The organism is Mesorhizobium sp. P2_B11, from assembly GCF_056404855.1.
This window is the reverse complement of the sequence record NZ_JBFUDF010000010.1, coordinates 72,071-90,144: the sequence shown is the minus strand read 5'-3', so window position 1 is coordinate 90,144 and position 18,074 is coordinate 72,071. Positions and strand designations below refer to the sequence as shown.

General features: G+C 64.2%; 20 protein-coding genes. 6 read left to right on the top strand and 14 right to left on the bottom strand.

Annotated elements, in window-relative coordinates; all coding sequences use genetic code 11:
* Window positions 1-11 precede the first annotated feature (11 nt).
* On the top strand, window positions 12-611 hold the full coding sequence (locus AC1DYJ_RS28355; protein WP_477287152.1) for a DNA-3-methyladenine glycosylase: 600 nt from the start codon (window positions 12-14) through the stop codon (window positions 609-611).
* 3 nt (window positions 612-614) lie between these two features.
* Here AC1DYJ_RS28355 and AC1DYJ_RS28350 read toward each other — a convergent pair whose 3' ends face one another.
* From AC1DYJ_RS28350 to AC1DYJ_RS28335, 4 genes are read right to left on the bottom strand one after another with little or no spacing between them, the layout of a single operon-like run.
* Complete coding sequence (locus AC1DYJ_RS28350; RefSeq protein WP_477287150.1) at window positions 615-1,751, bottom strand: ABC transporter permease; 1,137 nt, start codon at window positions 1,749-1,751, stop codon at window positions 615-617.
* On the bottom strand, window positions 1,748-2,668 hold the full coding sequence (locus tag AC1DYJ_RS28345; RefSeq protein WP_477287148.1) for an ABC transporter ATP-binding protein: 921 nt from the start codon (window positions 2,666-2,668) through the stop codon (window positions 1,748-1,750). The genes AC1DYJ_RS28350 and AC1DYJ_RS28345 overlap by 4 nt, the downstream gene beginning before the upstream one ends.
* The gene (locus tag AC1DYJ_RS28340) at window positions 2,665-3,618 is read right to left on the bottom strand and encodes an HlyD family secretion protein (RefSeq protein ID WP_477287146.1); all 954 of its coding nucleotides are present in this window, start codon (window positions 3,616-3,618) and stop codon (window positions 2,665-2,667) included. Before AC1DYJ_RS28340 ends, AC1DYJ_RS28345 begins: the two co-directional genes overlap by 4 nt.
* Entirely contained in the window at window positions 3,615-4,319 is a 705-nt protein-coding gene (locus AC1DYJ_RS28335) for a DUF1956 domain-containing protein (protein ID WP_477287144.1), read from the bottom strand. Before AC1DYJ_RS28335 ends, AC1DYJ_RS28340 begins: the two co-directional genes overlap by 4 nt.
* A 92-nt stretch (window positions 4,320-4,411) precedes the next feature.
* On the opposite strand from AC1DYJ_RS28335, the gene AC1DYJ_RS28330 reads away from it, so the two are divergent.
* Genes AC1DYJ_RS28330 through AC1DYJ_RS28320 form a run of 3 tightly spaced genes read left to right on the top strand, consistent with a single transcriptional unit; the run spans window position 4,412 to window position 6,696 of the window.
* Complete coding sequence (locus AC1DYJ_RS28330; protein WP_477287143.1) at window positions 4,412-4,885, top strand: CYTH domain-containing protein; 474 nt, start codon at window positions 4,412-4,414, stop codon at window positions 4,883-4,885.
* Window positions 4,882-5,823: a CHAD domain-containing protein gene (locus tag AC1DYJ_RS28325; RefSeq protein ID WP_477287141.1), complete on the top strand. Its 942-nt coding sequence runs from the start codon at window positions 4,882-4,884 to the stop codon at window positions 5,821-5,823. Before AC1DYJ_RS28330 ends, AC1DYJ_RS28325 begins: the two co-directional genes overlap by 4 nt.
* A gap of 45 nt (window positions 5,824-5,868) precedes the next feature.
* Complete coding sequence (locus AC1DYJ_RS28320) at window positions 5,869-6,696, top strand: C40 family peptidase (protein ID WP_477426320.1); 828 nt, start codon at window positions 5,869-5,871, stop codon at window positions 6,694-6,696.
* A gap of 60 nt (window positions 6,697-6,756) precedes the next feature.
* Here AC1DYJ_RS28320 and AC1DYJ_RS28315 read toward each other — a convergent pair whose 3' ends face one another.
* Window positions 6,757-8,136: an adenylate/guanylate cyclase domain-containing protein gene (locus tag AC1DYJ_RS28315; protein ID WP_477287137.1), complete on the bottom strand. Its 1,380-nt coding sequence runs from the start codon at window positions 8,134-8,136 to the stop codon at window positions 6,757-6,759.
* Between the two features lie 124 nt (window positions 8,137-8,260).
* Window positions 8,261-9,061, bottom strand: coding sequence for a helix-turn-helix domain-containing protein (locus AC1DYJ_RS28310; RefSeq protein ID WP_477287134.1), 801 nt, complete (start codon window positions 9,059-9,061; stop codon window positions 8,261-8,263).
* 114 nt (window positions 9,062-9,175) lie between these two features.
* On the opposite strand from AC1DYJ_RS28310, the gene AC1DYJ_RS28305 reads away from it, so the two are divergent.
* The gene (locus tag AC1DYJ_RS28305; protein WP_477287132.1) at window positions 9,176-10,045 is read left to right on the top strand and encodes an SMP-30/gluconolactonase/LRE family protein; all 870 of its coding nucleotides are present in this window, start codon (window positions 9,176-9,178) and stop codon (window positions 10,043-10,045) included.
* Window positions 10,046-10,074: 29 nt separating this feature from the next.
* Here AC1DYJ_RS28305 and AC1DYJ_RS28300 read toward each other — a convergent pair whose 3' ends face one another.
* From AC1DYJ_RS28300 to AC1DYJ_RS28280, 5 genes are all read right to left on the bottom strand, one after another.
* Complete coding sequence (locus AC1DYJ_RS28300; RefSeq protein WP_477287130.1) at window positions 10,075-11,817, bottom strand: SulP family inorganic anion transporter; 1,743 nt, start codon at window positions 11,815-11,817, stop codon at window positions 10,075-10,077.
* A 79-nt stretch (window positions 11,818-11,896) separates the two neighbouring features.
* Complete coding sequence (locus AC1DYJ_RS28295) at window positions 11,897-12,166, bottom strand: helix-turn-helix domain-containing protein (protein ID WP_477287128.1); 270 nt, start codon at window positions 12,164-12,166, stop codon at window positions 11,897-11,899.
* Between the two features lie 388 nt (window positions 12,167-12,554).
* Window positions 12,555-13,403 (bottom strand): dienelactone hydrolase family protein, encoded by an 849-nt coding sequence (locus tag AC1DYJ_RS28290; RefSeq protein ID WP_477287126.1) that lies wholly within the window; start codon window positions 13,401-13,403, stop codon window positions 12,555-12,557.
* 168 nt (window positions 13,404-13,571) lie between these two features.
* On the bottom strand, window positions 13,572-14,273 hold the full coding sequence (locus tag AC1DYJ_RS28285) for a phosphatase PAP2 family protein (protein ID WP_477287124.1): 702 nt from the start codon (window positions 14,271-14,273) through the stop codon (window positions 13,572-13,574).
* Window positions 14,274-14,277: 4 nt separating this feature from the next.
* Entirely contained in the window at window positions 14,278-14,619 is a 342-nt protein-coding gene (locus tag AC1DYJ_RS28280) for a hypothetical protein (protein ID WP_477287122.1), read from the bottom strand.
* A 241-nt stretch (window positions 14,620-14,860) separates the two neighbouring features.
* On the opposite strand from AC1DYJ_RS28280, the gene AC1DYJ_RS28275 reads away from it, so the two are divergent.
* Complete coding sequence (locus tag AC1DYJ_RS28275) at window positions 14,861-15,085, top strand: hypothetical protein (protein WP_477287120.1); 225 nt, start codon at window positions 14,861-14,863, stop codon at window positions 15,083-15,085.
* Window positions 15,086-15,200: 115 nt separating this feature from the next.
* Here AC1DYJ_RS28275 and AC1DYJ_RS28270 read toward each other — a convergent pair whose 3' ends face one another.
* From AC1DYJ_RS28270 to AC1DYJ_RS28260, 3 genes are all read right to left on the bottom strand, one after another.
* The gene (locus AC1DYJ_RS28270; RefSeq protein ID WP_477287118.1) at window positions 15,201-15,881 is read right to left on the bottom strand and encodes a GNAT family N-acetyltransferase; all 681 of its coding nucleotides are present in this window, start codon (window positions 15,879-15,881) and stop codon (window positions 15,201-15,203) included.
* Complete coding sequence (locus AC1DYJ_RS28265; protein WP_477287116.1) at window positions 15,878-16,363, bottom strand: MarR family winged helix-turn-helix transcriptional regulator; 486 nt, start codon at window positions 16,361-16,363, stop codon at window positions 15,878-15,880. Before AC1DYJ_RS28265 ends, AC1DYJ_RS28270 begins: the two co-directional genes overlap by 4 nt.
* A 402-nt stretch (window positions 16,364-16,765) precedes the next feature.
* Window positions 16,766-17,938, bottom strand: coding sequence for a flavin-containing monooxygenase (locus AC1DYJ_RS28260; protein WP_477426319.1), 1,173 nt, complete (start codon window positions 17,936-17,938; stop codon window positions 16,766-16,768).
* Window positions 17,939-18,074: the final 136 nt, after the last annotated feature.

The following is an 18,074-nucleotide window of genomic DNA, read 5'->3' as shown; positions in this document are numbered from 1 at the left end:
ACGGCGTTAGCATGACCGGCCACCGCCCGCTCGACCGCGCAGACCTGCCGGATGATACGGCCGCCCTCGCCCGCTACCTCATCGGCAGGCTGGTGGTGCGGGAGCTGCCGGAAGGCGTTGTCAGAGGACGCATAGTCGAGACCGAGGCCTATGTCGTCGGCGACGCTGCCGGCCACGGTTTTCGCGGCATGACACCGCGCAATCACTCGCTGTTTCTCGAGGCCGGCCACGCCTATGTCTATCTCGCCTATGGTGTCTCCTGGATGCTCAACGTTTCAAGCGAAGGGGCGGGGACCGGCACCGGCGTGCTGATCCGGGCGCTCGAACCGCTCGAAGGCATTCCGTTTATGCAGCAGAACCGGGGCGTCGAGCGTTTGCGTGATCTGGCGCGAGGGCCGGGGCGGCTTGCCCAGGCATTGCGGATCGACCGTTCGCTCGATGGCCTCGATCTTTGCCGCAAAGGCCCGCTATGGCTGGCGGAAGATGGGCATCAAGCCGGCGACATCGGCCAAGGCATCCGGATCGGCATTACCAAGGATGCGGACCGCCCGCTGCGATTTTATGTCAGGGGCACTCCCTTCGTCAGCGGCCCAAAATCGCTCAACCCGTGAGAACTAGTCGAGCGTGCGCCTGAACCGCACCAATGCGACGCCGGCAAACAAAGCCACGAACGCAACCAGCCAGGTGATCTCGCCCGCCACCGCCGGCAGCTCGGCGCCCTTCAGCATCACCGCCCGGGTGATGCGCAGGAAATGCGTCAGCGGGAAAATCTCGCCAAAAATCTGCGCCCAGCCCGGCATGCCGCGATAGGGGAACATGAAGCCGGACAAGAGGATCGACGGCAGGAAGAAGAAGAAGGTCAGCTGCAGTGCCTGCATCTGCGTGCGGGCGATGGTCGAGATGGTGTAGCCGAGCAGCACCAGCGCCAGCACGAACACCAGCACGGCCGTGAGCAGCAGCGACATCGAGCCGGTGAAGGGGATGGCAAACAAAAGCTTCGACGCCGCCAGCACGACCACCACCTGCACCGCGCCGACCGCGAGGTAGGGCAGCACCTTGCCCATCATGATTTCAAGCGGACTGGACGGCATCGCCAAAAGGTTCTCCATCGTGCCGCGCTCGGTCTCGCGCGTCAGCGCGATCGAGGTCATCATCACCATGGTCATCTGCAGGATGACGCCGAGTAGCCCGGGAACGATGTTGTATTGCGAGATGCCTTCCGGGTTGTAGCGCCGGTGCACCACCACATTGAGCTGGCCCCTGGCGTTCTCGGTCGCCGCCTCCTGCATGCCTTGCGCCCGAAGCAGCGCCTGGTTGGCGACGGTGCTTAGCGTCGAGATGGCGCCGCTGGCGGCGGCCGGGTCGGTGGCGTCGGCCTCGATCAGAATCTGCGGATTGTCGCCGCGTTCGACCCGGCGGCTGAAATCGGCGGGGATGGTGACGACGAAGGTAACGTCGCCGTGTGCCATCAGGAACTCGGCTTCCTCGGCGCTTTGCGCGACATGGTCGAAACGGTAATAGCCGGTCGTCTGCAGCGCCGCGACAATGGCGCGGGTGTAAGGGTCGTTGCTGGTCGCCACGAGCGCGGCCGGCAGGCTCTTGGGGTCGTTGTTGATGGCGTAGCCGAACAGCACCAGCTGAACCAGCGGCACCCCCAGCATCATGGCGAAGGTGATGCGGTCGCGCCGCATCTGGATGAATTCCTTGATGAGCAGCGCGCCAAGCCTGGCGAAGGAGAAGATGCCGTTCATGCCATATTGTCCTTCGAGCCGGACATGAACTGGATGAACACATCCTCGAGACTGGTCTCGCCGGGCTTTACGCTGACGCCCTTGTGCTCCTTCTCGACATCGGCCAGCGCCTTCTCGAGCTTTGCCTTGTCGGAGCCGACGACATGCAGCGTCGCGCCGAATGGCGCCACCTGGTCGACGCCCGGCCGTTCCTTGAGAGCATCGGCGACCTGGTCGAGGCGCGGCCCCTGCAGCACGAAGGTGGTCAGCCCGGCATTCTTGACCACCTCGTCCACCGTGCCGGTGGCCAGCATCTTGCCGTAGGAGATGTAGGAGATGCGGTGGCAGCGCTCGGCTTCGTCCATATAGTGCGTGGAGACCAGCACGGTCAGCCCGCCGCTGGCGAGGCGATGGATCTCGTCCCAGAATTCGCGCCGCGCCTTAGGGTCGACGCCGGCGGTCGGCTCGTCGAGCAGCAGCAATTTCGGCTTGTGCATGATGCAGGCGGCGAGCGCCAGCCGCTGCTTCCAGCCGCCCGACAGCGTGCCGGCGAGCTGGTTGCGGCGCGTCGTCAGGCCGAGTTCTTCCAGCGTTCGCGCGACATGCTCTTCCACCGGCTTCAGCCGGTAGAGCCTCGCCACGAATTGAAGATTCTCGCCGATCGTCAGATCCTCGTAGAACGAGAATTTCTGCGTCATGTAGCCGACTTCGCGCTTGATGCGGAGCGACTCGGTGCGGATGTTGAACCCCAGCACCGTGCCTTCGCCCTCGTCAGGCGTCAGCAGCCCGCACATGATGCGGATGGTCGTCGTCTTGCCGGAGCCGTTCGGGCCGAGGAAGCCGACGATCTCGCCTTCGGCCACCGTCATCGTCACATGGTCGACGACGGTCTTGTCGCCAAAACGCTTGACCAGGCCATGGACGTCGATGGCGTTCATGGAGCCGAGGCCGCCAGCTCGACGTCGACGATCTGGCCCGGCTGCAGCGGGCCTGCATTGCCCTCGGGCCGTGCTTCGACGAGGTAGACCAGCTTCTGCCGGTTCTCGAGCGAATAGATCACCGGCGGGGTGAATTCCGGATCGGGCGAGACATAGCTGACGCGCGCCTTCACGCCCTCGCCGCAGCCGTCGCAATGGACGGCAAGCAGCGTGCCGACCTTGATCGACGAGAAGGCGCTTTCCGGGATATAGACGCTGAGCTTCACGGCGCCGTCCGGCAAAATCGAGATGACCGGCGCCGTTGGGCCGGCGGTGTCGCCGGGGTTGCGGATGACATCGTTGACGCGGCCGGGCGAAGGGGCGGCCAGCACCCGCTTCGACAGCCGCCACTCAGCCTGTTCCAGTGCCGACTGCGCCTGCTTGACCTGGTTGTCGGCTGCCTTGATGGTTTCGGGCCGCGCCGGCAGGCCGCCGACGGCGAGATTTGCCTCCGCCTGGCCGACTTGCGCAGTGGCTGTCTCCAGCGTCGCCGACGCGGTGTCGTAGTCGGCCTGCGTGCCGGTGCCGCGCTTGAACAGGTCGGCGGCGCGGTCATAGCGGCGCTTGGCGTCGGTAGCCTGCGCGCGGGCCATGTCGACCTCGGCCTTCAGCACGGCGATCTCTTCCGGTCTTTTGCCGACCTGCAGATCTGCCAGCTGCGCCTGCGCCTGGGCGAGCGCCGCTTCGGCTTGCGCCACGGCAATCTTGGCGTCGGCGCTTTCCAGCGTCACCACCGGCGTGTCTGCTACAACACGGTCGCCGCGCTTGACTCTGACGGTCTCGACCTGCGCCACCTCGATCGGCGCCAGCAGGACATAGTCGCCTTCGACATAGCCGACGGCGAGAGGCGCAGCCGGCGCGCAGGCGCCGAACAGCTGGGCCGCGAGCGGCAGGGAACAGAGAAAGCTCATCGCTTGCCCTCCTTGCGGGCGGCGGGTTTGCGCGCGCCCAGCATGGCCTCGAGATTGTTGGTGGCGACCGCAACCACCTTGGCGGCTTCCGCCGCGCCGATCTCGCGCCAGCCCATCCGGCGCAGCACCGCCTCGCGGCCGATGCGGAAATAGATGACCTGGCCGATCATGGTGAAAACGGTGAGCTTGGTGGCCTCGCTCTCGGCTGGCTCGCCGGTCGCCTGTTCCCAGACCTGGCAGAGCCGGCGATGCGTCGGCTCGAACACGCCGGCATAGATACGGTCGAGCGCCGCCGTGGGATGTGAGAGCTCGCGGAGTACGAATTGTACGATCTCGCCGGCCTCGGGACTGGCAACGATGAACCCAACCATCCGCTCCAGCGCGGCGACCAATTGCGCCCTGGCAGCCTCAGGGGTTGATGGAGCCGGCGCCTGCGCCGGACCGATCGCCTGTCCGGCAACGGCCTGGATGGTTTCGACGATATGGTCGGCGGCCGCGATGCGCAGCCCCTCCTTGCCGCCAAAATGATAGGCGATGGAGCCAATATTGGCCTTGGCCTCGGCGGCGATTTCGCGCGTCGAGGTGCCATCAAAACCCTGCCGTCCGAACAGTTTGAGCGCCGCCAGCACGAGTGCGGCGCGCGTCTGCTCGGCGGGCGATGTCTCCTGACGGGGCATTTTGTCGGGTACCGGTTTGATCATGATGGCATGTTTAATCAATCGATTGATTAAAGTCAAATTGATTCTCTGTGCCGGCTTGCCATGTCGATCCGCAGACGCTTTAGTGCGCGGCCATGGGCAAGGAAGTCGAACGCAAATTCCTGGTCTCCAGCGCCGAATGGCGTAGTCTGGCCGAGGCGGATATCCGCATTCGCCAGTTCTATCTTGCCGCAGCCCCCGGCCGCACCGTGCGGGTGCGCATCAGCGACGGCACCTCGGCGAAGCTGACGCTCAAATTCGGCAGTCGCGCCCGCGAGCGCGACGAATACGAGTATCCGATCCCGCTGGCCGATGCCGAGGAGATGCTGGCCTTCGCCATCGGACATGTCATCGAGAAGACACGCCACCATGTTAGGCATCGCGGCTATCTCTACGAAGTCGATGTTTTCGGCGGGATTCTTGCCGGCCTTGTGGTGGCCGAGCTCGAGACGCCGGAGACTGTACCAGACGAAATGCTGCCCGATTGGCTCGGCCGCGAAGTGACCGGCGAGCAAAGGTTTTACAACGCGTCGCTCGCCCTTGGGGGGATTCCGGAGATCGCCGCATGAGTTTTCGCATCGATCCGCGCCTGCCGCTGACCGGCGAGGTCAGGCGCATCCTTGGCGAGGAAATCGGCAAGGCGCTTGCCCATCTGGCCGCGGCGCACGACCGGCCGGAGCAGGCATTGCACAAATGCCGCAAGCGGCTGAAGAGCGCGCGCGCCTTACTGCGTCTCGTCCATTCCGGAAACGAAACGTTTTGCCAGACCGAGAACCAGTGCTACCGCCAGGTGGCGGCCCTGTTGGCAGGTCCGCGTGAGGCGACCGCTTTGGTCGAGACCATCGACCGGCTGGCGGCCGCCTTTCCAGAGCAAGTTGCCGGCGGCGGCCTCGACAGCGTGCGCGACCTGCTTATCGCCCGCCAGCATGAAATGCATGCCGGCGCCGGCCTCGACGCCGCCATAGGTGCTGCGACCGCCGCCTGCGAGGAGGGCCTGGTGCGGATAGAGCGGCTGCTGCTCCCGGATTTGCCCGAACATGCCGCCGACGTGCTTGCCGACGGCGCCCGCGCCACCTTGCGCCGCGCCAGGAAGGCGCTGGACAGAGCGGGATCGCGCGGCGAGGCCGAGGATTTCCACGATCTGCGCAAGGCGGCCAAGACCCACTCGATGCATTTGTCGCTGCTCGGCCGGCTATGGCCGACGCCGATCAAGGTGCGGCGCAAGGCGGTCGACGAACTCGGCGAAAGGCTCGGCGAGTTGCACGATGTCTTCGTCATGCGCGCGCTGCTCGAAGCCGACGGCGAGCCGCTCGGCGATGCGCACGACACCAAGCTCCTGGGCAAGCTGTTGAAGCGCTCGGAAAAGAGCCTGAAGAAGGGCTGTCTCGCCGGAGCCGCCGAACTGTTCGGCGACAGCCCCAAGCGCTCGACAAAGAAACTCGCCCGCAATGCGCGCGACGACCTTGCCGGCCCGGCGTCAGAAGAGACGAACGCTACGGTCGGCTGACGCCGCTGGCCCTCGCCCGCCGGCTTGTGCTAGTCACGCTCTACCATGACCGCGCCTCGCGACACGCTTCTCGACAGGCTTGGCCGCTGGCTTGCCGGCCGGCTGCAGGATGAATCGTCGGGCTATGAGCCGTACACGCCATCCGATGCCGAGACGCTGCGGCGGACGCTCGAACCCGGCGACATCCTGCTCGTCGAGGGCAACCAGAAGATCTCGGCGGTCATCAAATACCTGACCCAGTCGACCTGGTCGCATGCCGCCTTCTATGTCGGCGATGCCTTGCCCGAACCGCCGGACGGATCGGAACGTCCCCGCCTGATCGAGGTGACGCTCGGCGAAGGCTGTGTCGCCGTGCCTTTGTCGCGCTACCGCACTTACAACACCCGCATCTGCCGGGCGAGCGGGCTGGCACCGGAAGACCGCGGCCATGTCGTCGCCTTCATGATCGGCAAGCTCGGCCTGAAATACGATCTCAAGAACATTTTCGACATGCTGCGCTTTTTCCTGCCGGCGCTGCCGGTGCCGGTGCGCTGGCGTCGCCGCATGCTGGCCTTCGGCTCCGGCGATCCGACGCGCGCCATCTGCTCGACGCTGATCGCCGAGGCCTATGGCGAAATCCGCTATCCGATCCTGCCCGAGATCACCCGTGCACCCGGCCGCGCCTCGGCGCAGTCGAGCTATTCGCGCCGGGAAATCCTGCACATCCGCCATCATTCGCTCTACACGCCGCGCGATTTCGACCTGTCGCCCTTCTTCCGCATCGTCAAACCGACGCTGGAATATGGTTTCGACTACCGGGCTGTGACCTGGGAAGACAAGGCAAGCATAGACGCCGCAGCCGCGAAGGCTGGCGCAATCGCCTCAGACACGTGACGGCTTTCGGGCTGCATCAGGACATGGCCGAGGCGCAGGCATTTCACATGGCGGCCTGCATCACGCCGAAACCGCTATAGCGTCCCGGTTTTCGGCTCTGTGTTCGACCCAGACATGAACCGGTTCGTCCCGGCCGCGGATGCTCACCGGTCCATGATCGCGCGCATTCAACTGTGTCGTCGGCGATTCCGCCTTGGCCGCCTCGATCAGTCGTGACCCAAAGCAGATATTGGCTTGAAGCTCGCGGCAGAGCGCCTGCAGGCGGCTGGCCACGTTGACGGTATCGCCCACCACGGCGAAGGACAGATTGCGCTCGCTGCCAACCGCGCCGAGGACGACCGCGCCATATTGGACGCCGATCCGGACGTCCAGCTGCGGGTATCCCCTGGACACACGCTGCACATTCCAGTCTTCGAGAGCCGCGATCATCGCTTCAGCGCACTGGATGGCCCGGGTCGCGTCGTCATGGCTGGCTTGCGGAACCCCGAATGTCGCCATGATGCAATCGCCGATATAGTTGTCGACGGTGCCATGATGGTCGAAAACGACCTGCTCCATGCGCCGGTGGAACTGACGCAGAAGTTCGAACACCGCTTCGGCCGGATGATCCTCGGAATAGTGTGTGAAGCCGACAATGTCGGCGAACAGCACCGCGATATCCTGCCGGCGGACCGGGCCGAAGGGCTCGTCATCGGTGGCGAGCTGGTCGACGACATTGGGCGAAAAATGCCGGGCGAGATTGGCGCGGGCGCGCTCTGCCTTGACATAATCATCCGACAGATGTCGGGAGCGAGAGACGACCAGCGCCATGATTGCGCCGATGATCAGCACAATCAACACGTTGGTCGCCTGTGCGAATGTGTCGACGAAATTGGGGTTGAGATAGAGGTTCAGCCGCTCTGTCATCGGCATCGAATAGAGGTTCGTCGCCGGAATGACGGTTTCCGGACGAGAAATCACCCATCCCACGCCGATCGTCCACGTCAAGGCCGCGAGCGCGCCGAGATAGAGCGCCAATCGCGTCGAAAGGGTGAGCGCGCCAAGGCATACGAAAATCAGCAGGAATTTGAAGCTGCCCTCGCGCAGTTGCATCGCCGCCGGCGCGACCTCCTGGGAAAACGGGTTGGGCGTTATCAGCAGGACGGTCAGCAGAATGATGTCCAGCGTACCGACGAGGTAACCGATCCACCATCGCGCCGTGCTGCGACGACGCGCAAAGAGAAACTGGATCAGGCCGACGAGCTGGAACAGCACGAGGCCCGCCAGCACGAAGAGCAGCGAGGCATCCCAGCGGCTGATCAATGAAAAGAAGCAGGAGATCACAGCAAGCGATGCGGTACGCGCCCAGAACTGCAATGCAGCACCCTGGCGTTCCGCGCGCTCCCGCAGATTCTTCAGGCGCGAATAGCGGCGAAGTTCAAGTGTTGGCGCGGTCGGCATGGGATCACTTCGATTCATGGGGATGCGGTCTGGCAAATCAATGCGCGAACTCTATCACGAATGTGGGTTTCGTTTTTGAAACGCGGCTGCAAAGAGCAAAAACGTCCAGAGAGGCTTGGCCGTGTCAGGCCGGCAAAGGACGGCGTCCCTTTGCCGGAGCGGCGGGCCGGCCGGACGCACCGGCATCCCTGGGGTGCGGGCCGATCGGCATGATCGCCGGAAACGGCGTCGCGCCGAAAGCAAACGTCCATTTGTAGCCGGTCAGCCCGTCTTCCGGCGTCGTGTGCTGGTCGTGATGGGCGAGCAGTTTGACGCGCTCGGCCAGTTCCTCGGCCTCGCGCTTGACCATCTCCGCCGTTTCCGGCCGCATCCGCCGCGAGAAAGAAACGAAGGTCGCTTCCCGCTCCAGATGGGTGATCGCCCAGCCGATGAAATTCTTGTTGGTCATCTCGAACAATGGCCTGAGCGGCCCTTCGAAATTCCACTGGATCGGCGTGTCGACCAGCAGCCGCGCCGACAGCCCGCGGCCCAGCGCAATCAGGCCGAGCGCCTCGAGATCGCGCAGATAGAGGAACATCGAGGCTTCGCTCAGGCCTTGCGAGCGCATGACTCCCTCCGGCGTGAATTTCTCCGACAGCATAACGAAGATGAACAGCAGCGCCGGTCGCCCGGCGAGCTTGCGCTCGATCTCCGGCGCGATGCGGTTGACCGGTCCCGGCCCCCTGTTCATCGAACCCAGCACGTTTTCCAGCTCGACGCCGGCAGCAGCGCAGATCTCCACCAGCCGGTCGAGCTTGCAATTGCGCTCGTGAAAAATGCGCTTCACCGTCGGCTCGGAAACGCCCATGCGATCGGCAAGGTCACGATAGGTGACGCCCTTGGCCTTCAGCGTCCGCTTGAGCGCCTCGAAGATCAGGCCATTCATGGGATGCACCTCTTTTGCGCCATTTGGTATCGGCTTTCGATACTAGCTGTAATCGATCTTTCCGAAAAGTATCGAAATCTCTAGCTCTCCGCTCGTCACCACAGGAGACCTCCCATGAAACCCCTCATCACCTCGATTTGTTTCGCCGCCTTCGGCATCGCGCTTGCACCGGCCGCCCAGGCCGGCGAGATCTGGCGCGCCTCCGGCTTCCAGCAGCCGGAATCGGCGCTGTTCGACGCCGCCAACAATCGCATCATCGTCTCCAACATCGTCGGCAATCCCGGCGAAGCCGACGGCAACGGTTATCTCTCGGTGCTGTCGCCGGACGGCAAGACCGTCACCCAGCACTGGACCGACGGCATGGATGCACCGAAAGGCTCGGCGATCTCCGGCGGCAAGCTCTACGTCGCCGACATCACCAAGGTGCGCGTCGTCGATCTCGCCAACGGCAAGCTCGTCTCGACCATCGATGTGCCTGGCGCCGTCTTCCTCAACGACGTGACATCGGACAGGTCGGGCAAAATCTATGTCACCGACATGCTGGCCGATGCGATCTACCGCATCGACGGCGACAAGCCTGAGCTGTTCGTCAAGGACGCATTGCTGGCGTCGCCCAACGGTGTCTTCGCCGATGGCGATCGGCTGATCGTGGCGTCCTGGGGCAAGGGCATCAAGCCCGATTTCAGCACTGCCGAACCCGGCGGCCTGCTGTCGGTCGACCTCGCCAGCAAGGTCATCACGCCTTTGCCCGGCGCGCAAAATTTTGCCGACCTCGACGGCGTCGTCGCCATCGGCGACAGCATCTACGCCACCGCCTACATGACCGGCACGCTCTACCGCTACAAGGATGGCGGCGCTCCCGAGATTGTGGCGCAGTTCAAGCCGGGCAGCGCCGACATAGGTACAGATGGGACGCGGATCTTCGTGCCGCTGATGAACGAAGGCGAGATCGCCGCGGTGAACGTCGACGCAACATCGCAGTGATCGAGCGCCGGCCGGTCCCCGGCCGGCGGCTACGCCTTCTCTTGCGCCTTCTCCGGGGCCAATTGCGCCCGCGCATCCCGGATCGAAGCGGCAAAGGTCACCAGCGGCCGCTTGACGCCGTGGTTGATGAGCATGCGCCGTGTCTGCGGCGAGGCGCCGGCGATGATGAAGCGTACCCCGGCGCGCTTCGCCTTGTGGGCCGCGCCCTCGATGACATTGGCCGCGGTGGAATCGAAGAACGGCACGGCCGAGCAATCCAGGATGAAGTTCTTGCGCTGGTCGGCGATGCGGTCGAGCACCGTGCCGACAGTCGAGGCGGCGCCGAAGAAGAAGGCGCCGGAGATGCGATAGACGACCGTGTCGGCATCGCTCGCCTCGCTGGCATCGTAGGCGCGGCCGCTGCTGTCGGCGACATCGTCCTGCACCAGAGGCAGGTCCGCCTCCACGGCGATCGATTTGGCCATGCGGTCGATGAACAGGATCGAGCCCAGCGCGAAGCCGACGACGATGCCTTCGGTGAGATCGCGGAAGACGACGATCAGGAAGGTCGCCATCAGCACCAGCGCATCGCCGCGCGAAGCGCGCAGCAGCGTGGCGAAGGCCTGCTTCTCGAACATGTTCCAGCACACCACCGCCAGCACGCCGGCAAGGGCGGCAAGCGGGATGTAGCTGGCCAGCGGTGCGGCCACCAGCATGAAGACCAGCAGGAACAGCGCGTGCAGCATGCCCGAAACCGGGCCATGGGCGCCGGCCCGCACATTGGTGGCGGTGCGGGCGATGGTGCCGGTGGTGCAGATGCCGCCGAACAGGGCCGACGCGATGTTGGCAAAGCCTTGCGCGACCAGTTCGCAATTGGAGCGGTGCCGCCGCCCCGTCATGCCGTCGGCGACCACGGCCGACAGCAGCGATTCGATGGCGCCGAGCAACGCAAAGGCCACCGCGTCCGGCAGCACCGAAATCGCCTTGTCGGGGCTGAGCGCCGGCAGCGCCGGAAATGGCAGGCTGCGCGGAATGCCGCCATAGCGGGTGCCGATCGTTTCGGCCGGCAAGGAAAGCAGCGCCACGACAAGCGAGGCCAGCCCGACGGCGATCAGCATGCCCGGCCAGCCGGGCCGCCAGCGCTTCACCGCGACGATGGTGGCGATGGTCAGCACTGCCACGAACGTCGCCGCGATGTTGATCGTGCCGGCCGCAGCGCCGATCGCCATCAGCTTCGGCAGCAGCGGCCCAGGCTCCGGCCCGGCAAGCCTGAGCCCGAACAGTTCGACGATCTGGCCGGAAAAGATGATGATGGCGATGCCGGCGGTGAAGCCGACCGTCACCGGATAGGGGATGAATTTGATGTAGGTGCCAAGCCTGAGATAGCCGATGGCGAGCAGGAAGACGCCGGCCATCATCGTCGCCAAGAGCAGCCCGTCGACGCCTTCGCGCTGCACCGTCGCCGCCACCAGCACGATGAAGGCGCCGGCCGGGCCGCCGATCTGGAAGCGGCTGCCGCCGAGCGCCGAGACGATGAAGCCGCCGACGATGGCCGTGAACAGGCCGCGCTCCGGCGTCACCCCCGACGCGATCGCAATCGCCATCGACAGCGGCAACGCCACGATGGCGACGGTCAGCCCGGCCATGAAATCGGCCCTGAACTGCGGCAGGTGGTAACCCTCGCGCCAGACCGTCACCAGCTTGGGTGTGAACAGCTCGGAAAATGTCGGCTTTGCCGACTTCCGGGCCAACTTCTGGGCCGGTTGCTGCACTGTCTGCCGGATCTGATCCATGGACTGCCTTCCGCTTGCGTGAAGGCGGCGGGATCGTCGGCAGGACTGTCGGCGGTCGCCGTCGCGACTGTATGCCGACTCAGCCTTGCGGGTTCGGCGGGGCGGTAGACTTGAGGCGCACGCCTCGGCCACCGCGCTCGCTGGTCTGGTTCTCGCCGATCAATTCCACCCCGGCCTCGTCGAGTGCCTGGATGACCTTCATCAGCGTATCGACCACGCCCCTGACCACGCCATCGCTCGCTTCCATGCGCTGAATGGTCGGAAGCGAAACCCCGGCGCGCTCGGCGAGCGTCTTCTGATCGATGCCGGCAAGCGCCCTTGCGGCGCGCATCTGCGCGGCAGTGATCATCGGCCGGAATCCCCGTCTGAGTCTGCGAGGTCGAGGTATAGTACCATCATGGTCATGTTTCAAGCATCACTATGCATGTATCAGACATGGACTCATTGAAAGGGGCCGGGTGGTGGGAAACGAGACAAGCATGCTACGCTACCATCCAGTCGCCATTGGCGGGAAGATGATGACGGCAGCCTGGCTTTTTCAGCACCGACCAACTCAGGGATAAAGCAGTTGAGGATTTTCAAGACCGCGATGACATCGGCAGCCTTGCTGTCGATGGTTTTGCTGCTGGCAGGCTGCGGGCATGGGCTGATCAACCGGTTGATTTGACCGCGGGCGGACCGGCTAGGGGGAAGACTGGCGACCCGCCTTGAAGGCTCGTTGGTCAGCGGACGCGCACTTAGTTCCCAAAGACTCCTCGCAAAAAGACATGGGCATCGCTTGCGGATTGCTCTGCCGCAGCCGCGTTGTATTCCATCCGGTGACCATAGACCTCGATGCCAATCTCTAATCCTGGGGAGTCAAATCCGTGACGAGCGCCCTTGAAGACGTCAAGCTGCACGGAGCTTCCCTTGCCGCTGCGCTCCGCCATCATCTCCTGGCATTTCTTGGCGGGGGTCCAATCATCTAGCTCGCCGATCAGGATCAAGGTCGGGACCGCCATGTCGCCGTTCGAAACCGCACAATACGGATAATAGGCAATCGCTGCCTTGAACTTGCGCTCCACAAGCTGCTCGGCGCCGCCAAGTTGCACGGCCTCGAGCGTTGCGATCCCGCCAGCGGAGAACCCCATCAACGCTATGCGCTTTGGGTCGACAAAGCTGTACTTCGATAGGAACTCCAAGGCACCGTAGGCGTCATAGACGCGATCATAGAAGAAGCGATTGCAGGTATCTTTTATGCCGCGCGTGCTGAAACTGTCGACAACGAGGACGATGTAACCCCAGGAAGACAGCCGCTCGGACCAGGTTTTCTTTACATTGGGGGATAGACCTCCACATCCGTGGAGAACAACTATAGCCGGGAACGGCCCCTCACCCGGCGGTCGCGTTAGATACCCGTTCAATAGCGTGCCGGGAATTTCTTTCAGCACTTGCCCGTTTTGTTCCGCAAGGCGCTTCTGAAATGGCGTCGGCTTCACAGCCGCGCTTTCAAATTGCACGAGCTGGTCGGCATTTGCATGCGCAGAATAGAGACAGCCAGGAATACAAAGGCAGGCCAGACAAACAACCTTCTTGAGCAGTCTCAAGGGTTTGCTCCATCGGCTGAAGAGGATCACAACCGCCTTTCCGGATGATGAGCGATTTCGTTCTGGCAATCCACAAGTTGCGCTGCCACGTCGCGCTATTGTGATCTTGCTGTGACCTCGTTGAGAGGATTGGGTTTTGGCCGCAGAGCGTTGTTCTGAACGGGCGGCTCAGTTGCCGTCCGGCTGCCCGCGCCACCGCTGCAACGCGCGGGCGGCGAGCCAGCACAGCATCGCCCAGGCGAAGCCGGCGCACCAGCCGGCGAGCACGTCCGAGGGCCAGTGGACGCCGAGATAGACGCGGCTGACGCCGACCAGCAGCGTCGTCAGAACCGCCAGGCAGAGCACGAAGATCTTGGTCGTGCGGCCGGGCAGAAAACGCGCCGCCAGCGAGCCGAGCGTCAGATAGGTCACAGCCGAGACCATGGCATGGCCACTTGGGAACGACAGCGACGTCTCGGCGGCGAGATGCGAGACAAGGTCCGGGCGCGGCCGGTCGACGCCGGCTTTCAACAGGGTGGACAGTATCTGGCCGCCGACGACCGCCACCAGGATGAACAGCGCCGTGCCCGCCTTGCGGATCAGCAGGAGATAGACAATCACCGCCGTGACGATCAGCGTCAGCACCGCCGAGCTGCCGAGGCTGGTGATGTCGCGCATCGCTCCCTGCAGCCAGAGCGGGCCGAGCGGAACGTCGGGATGGCCGGCCTGGCGAAAGGCGAGCAGGATCTCGGTGTCGAAAGCATGCGGGGTGGTGTCGCGCGCCACTTCCATCAGCTCCTCGAACCCCCACAGTCCGCCGGCGATGATCAGCCCGGCGAGCAGAACCGGAAATTCGATCCAGTTGGCGAGGGTGCGGAGGGCAGCCTTCATCGATCTACAGCCGCCCCTGCAGATAGGGCCCGAGCGTGATCAGCACCACCGCGGCGATCGCCAGCACAATGCCGGTCGCTTGCAAGGCGTTGACGCGTTCACCGAAGAACACCAGCGCCACTGCATTGACCGCCACCAGCTGGATTACCGCCGACAGGCTGAACGACACCGACATGCCGAACTCGCGGACCAGCCGCAGCATCATCAGATTGCCCGCCGTATAGAGCGCCAGCGTCAGCAGGATCTTGCCGGGGCTCGGCGCCAGCCCCCATTGCTTGGCCGCGATTGCCGCCAGCAGGAAGATCACCGTCGAAATGACGAGCTGCGCCAGTCCCCAGAAACTCACTTTGTGCCTCGCTGCCGTTGTGGCAGCCCTTGTTTCGCAAGCGTGCCGGCACGTCAAGCAGACTGCAGCGGAACAAGCCCGGCAGGTGACGAGAGGTAGCCGGGTGGGTGGCAGCAAGATCGCGGTCTGATTGCCAACGCTCGGGCCGGATTCAGCCAAACCCAGGCGACTGCTCTACTCAAGCCTCGGGAAAGATTGGACATTTATTCTCGGCGCCCTAGGTCTTGTAGAGGAGGCTGCCATGCCGAAGTCTGTTTATGACCGTGGCCTGCTCAGGCCCAATGACATCGCCAAGCTGCAACGTGTGTTCGACGAGGCCTGCCGCAGGCGCGACGTGCATCCCGATTCGGCCGAGGCGCGGGAGATCGCGCTCAACGTGCTCGCGCTCCACAATGCCGGCATGGTCGAGGAGGATATGCTTATGGAAACCGTCGGTTTCCGCCGGCTGGAGCCGAAGTCAGCCTGAGGCCCAAGGCGGCCTAGAGCGTTTCACCGTTTCACAGAAACGGCGAACCGCTCTATGTCTTTGTTTTCACGCAATTCCGGACGGGAAAACCGCACACACTTTCCCTGGAATTGCCCTAGCCAGCGCGCTGCACGACGGCCACGTTCATCTCCGACCTCAGCTTAAAGCCGATGGATTCGTATAATCCGATCGCGTTGGCATTGTTGGCATAGGCGTGCAGGTAAGGCACCTCGCCGCGCGCCATGATGCGGTTGGACACGAACAGCGACAGCAGCCTGCCGAGGCCGAGGCCGCGAAAATCCGGATGCGAGCAGACGCCGCTGAGTTCGCTGTAGCCGGGCTGCTTCATGCGCTCGCCGGCCATCGCCGCCAGCCTGCCATTGATCTTCACGCCCCAGAACTCGCCGAGGCTGAGCGCCTTGAGCGTGAACGGCCCTGGCTTGGTCAGCGACGCCAGAGCGAGCATCTCAGCCGCATCGTCCAGCGTGAGCTGCTGGACGCGCTCATCCGACACGGGGGGCAACGGCGCCTCGGCGACCATCTGAACACCGAAGGCGGTCACGGTCGCGGTCAGTTCAGACGGCAGGACAATGGGGTCCGCCTGAAGCATGAACACGCTTTCACCTGCGGGAACGAGTCTTGCGAGCGCCTGCAGGCTCTCAGCGTCATCTGCGCCAGAAGCCGCGAACGGGACGATGGACGCGGGATAACGCCTGGCGAGCTTGCCGCCATAGGCAAAGATGCGATGCCGCGTGTCGAGCGCACTCCAGACGGGGCGGTCGAGGACATGGCTCATGACGCGACACCCTGTTTTGCACGATGATCGAGCGGAGCTGCCGCCAGGCCGTCCTCGATGGCCGAGAGTTGTTCGAGAAGCGGCCCTGTCAGGCCTTTGCACAAATCGGCGACGGCATTCTCGATGCGCGGCCAGACGTCCCGCTTCGCTTTGTCGACCAGGCGTTGACCGTTCCTGGTCAGCGAAACCATTCGCCGCCGCTGGTCGCCGTCCGACTGCATGACCTCGACCAGCCCCAGTTCGGCCAGCAACGCCACACTGCGCGTCACGCCCGGCTGGGTGATGCCGAGCGACTGCGCCAGTTCGCCGACCGGCAGCGGCCCGAGGCGATCAAGTGCGGCCAGCAGCGGGTACTGGCTCGACTGGACCGGCACCTCCAGGCCATCGAGCATGCGCTGCGTATCGGCCTGCAACTGCTCGCCGATGCGCTTCAGCCTGCTGCCGAGGGTGAGGTAGCCAAGAGATCGAATGATGTCTTCCATGATCGGGACCGTTCGCTTATTTATTACATGTTATATAATGAGGCATGGAATGGATTCAAGAGCCTGCTGGAGCGATTGGGCGAACGCCTCCACGCTTCGTCATCCACGGGCGAAGCAGCCGCGCAGCGGCGTCGCGGAGACCCGAGGATCCATTCCGTGACCTTCGCCGAATGGCGCAGCAGGGCAGAACCTGCACCGTGGCAACGTATTGGTGTCGCGGCATGGATCCTCGGGTCTGCGCTGCGTCGCTACGCTCCTTGCTCCGCCCGTGGATGACGAAGGGACGGGGCGCTTCGGCTAATCGCCGAGGTATGCGATCCGTCGTGCGGATGCATCGAACCACTAGTCTGCACTACAGCAGCAATCTCGAGAGTGCGCTGTGGTTCTCCGTCCAGCGCTCGGCTACGACCCCCTGACGATCTGCCGGGCTATTGCCTCAGCCTGAAGGCCGGCGCTGTGGAAATAGCTGGTCAGGCTCGGGCGCATGCCGATGAACCATAGGCCGGGCTGGCCGCTCGGCGTGCCGCCATTGGCTTTCGGCACGCCCTTGGCGTCGAGCACGCCGAGATCGCCCAGCATGGTTTCCAGCCCGGTGCGATAACCGGTCGCAGCTATCACCACATCCGGCGAGATGACCGTGCCGTCGGTCAGCCGCACGGCCTGGCCTTCGAAGGCAGCCACCGGCGCCACCACCGAAATGCGGCCGGCTTTCAGCGCGGCGACGGCGCCGTCGTCGACGGCAATCGCGATCTGTTCGACGCCGAGCCGGCTGGCGCCGCCTTTCGGCGCCGGCGGCAGGCCGAAGCGGGTGAGGTCGCCGAACACCAGGCGTTGCGTCGCGGCGATCACGGCGTCGGCAATCCACGTCGGCAGCATCGCCATGAAGCCGCCGAAACGCGCGACGGCAACCTTGCCGATCCGCTTCGGCATCAACGAAGGACCTTGCCTGGCCGACAGCCACACGGCTTTTGTGTCGGCGCGGGCAAGGTGATTGAGCACGTCGAAGCCGGAATTCCCGGCGCCGACCACCAGCACTTTTTTGCCCGCATAGTCCTCCGCGGTGCCGAAATCGGCGGCGTGGACGAGCTTGCCGGTGAACGTCGCCTTGCCCGGCCAGTCCGGCGTCCACGGCAAGCGGTCACGGCCAGTGGCAACGATGACGTGACGTGCGCTCAGCACGCCTTGGCTTGTATGGACGACCCAGTGGCTGCCGCTGCGCTCGATCCGCTCGACGGCGGTGCCGAATTCGACCCTTATGCCGCGGGCACGGGCAAAATCCTCGAGATAGCCGACGATGACATCCTTGTTCGGAAAGGCGGCGGTGCGCGACGGGTAGGCAAGGCCGGGCAACGCCGAAAGGGCGCGATGCGTGTTGAGGGTCAGCTTCTCGTGCCGCCGCCGCCACGGTTCGGCGATCCGCGGCTCCTTCTCCAGCACGACGGCCGCCATGCCGTATCGGCCAAGCGCGTCGGCGGCTGCCAGTCCCGCCGCTCCGGCGCCGATGACGATCACCATCTCATCGGGTACTTTCGGCTCCGGGACGATAGGCATCGTTTCGCTTGTCGTTGCCGCCATTCGGTCGAGATTCCCTTTTAGCTGCGCCATGGCGACCCGTCCTATATGGCACAGCGGCCATATGATCGATAATGAGGTCGCGTCAATGCGACTGATTCGAGGCCTGGGGGGCAGGCCTCTGTTTATCATCGGCACG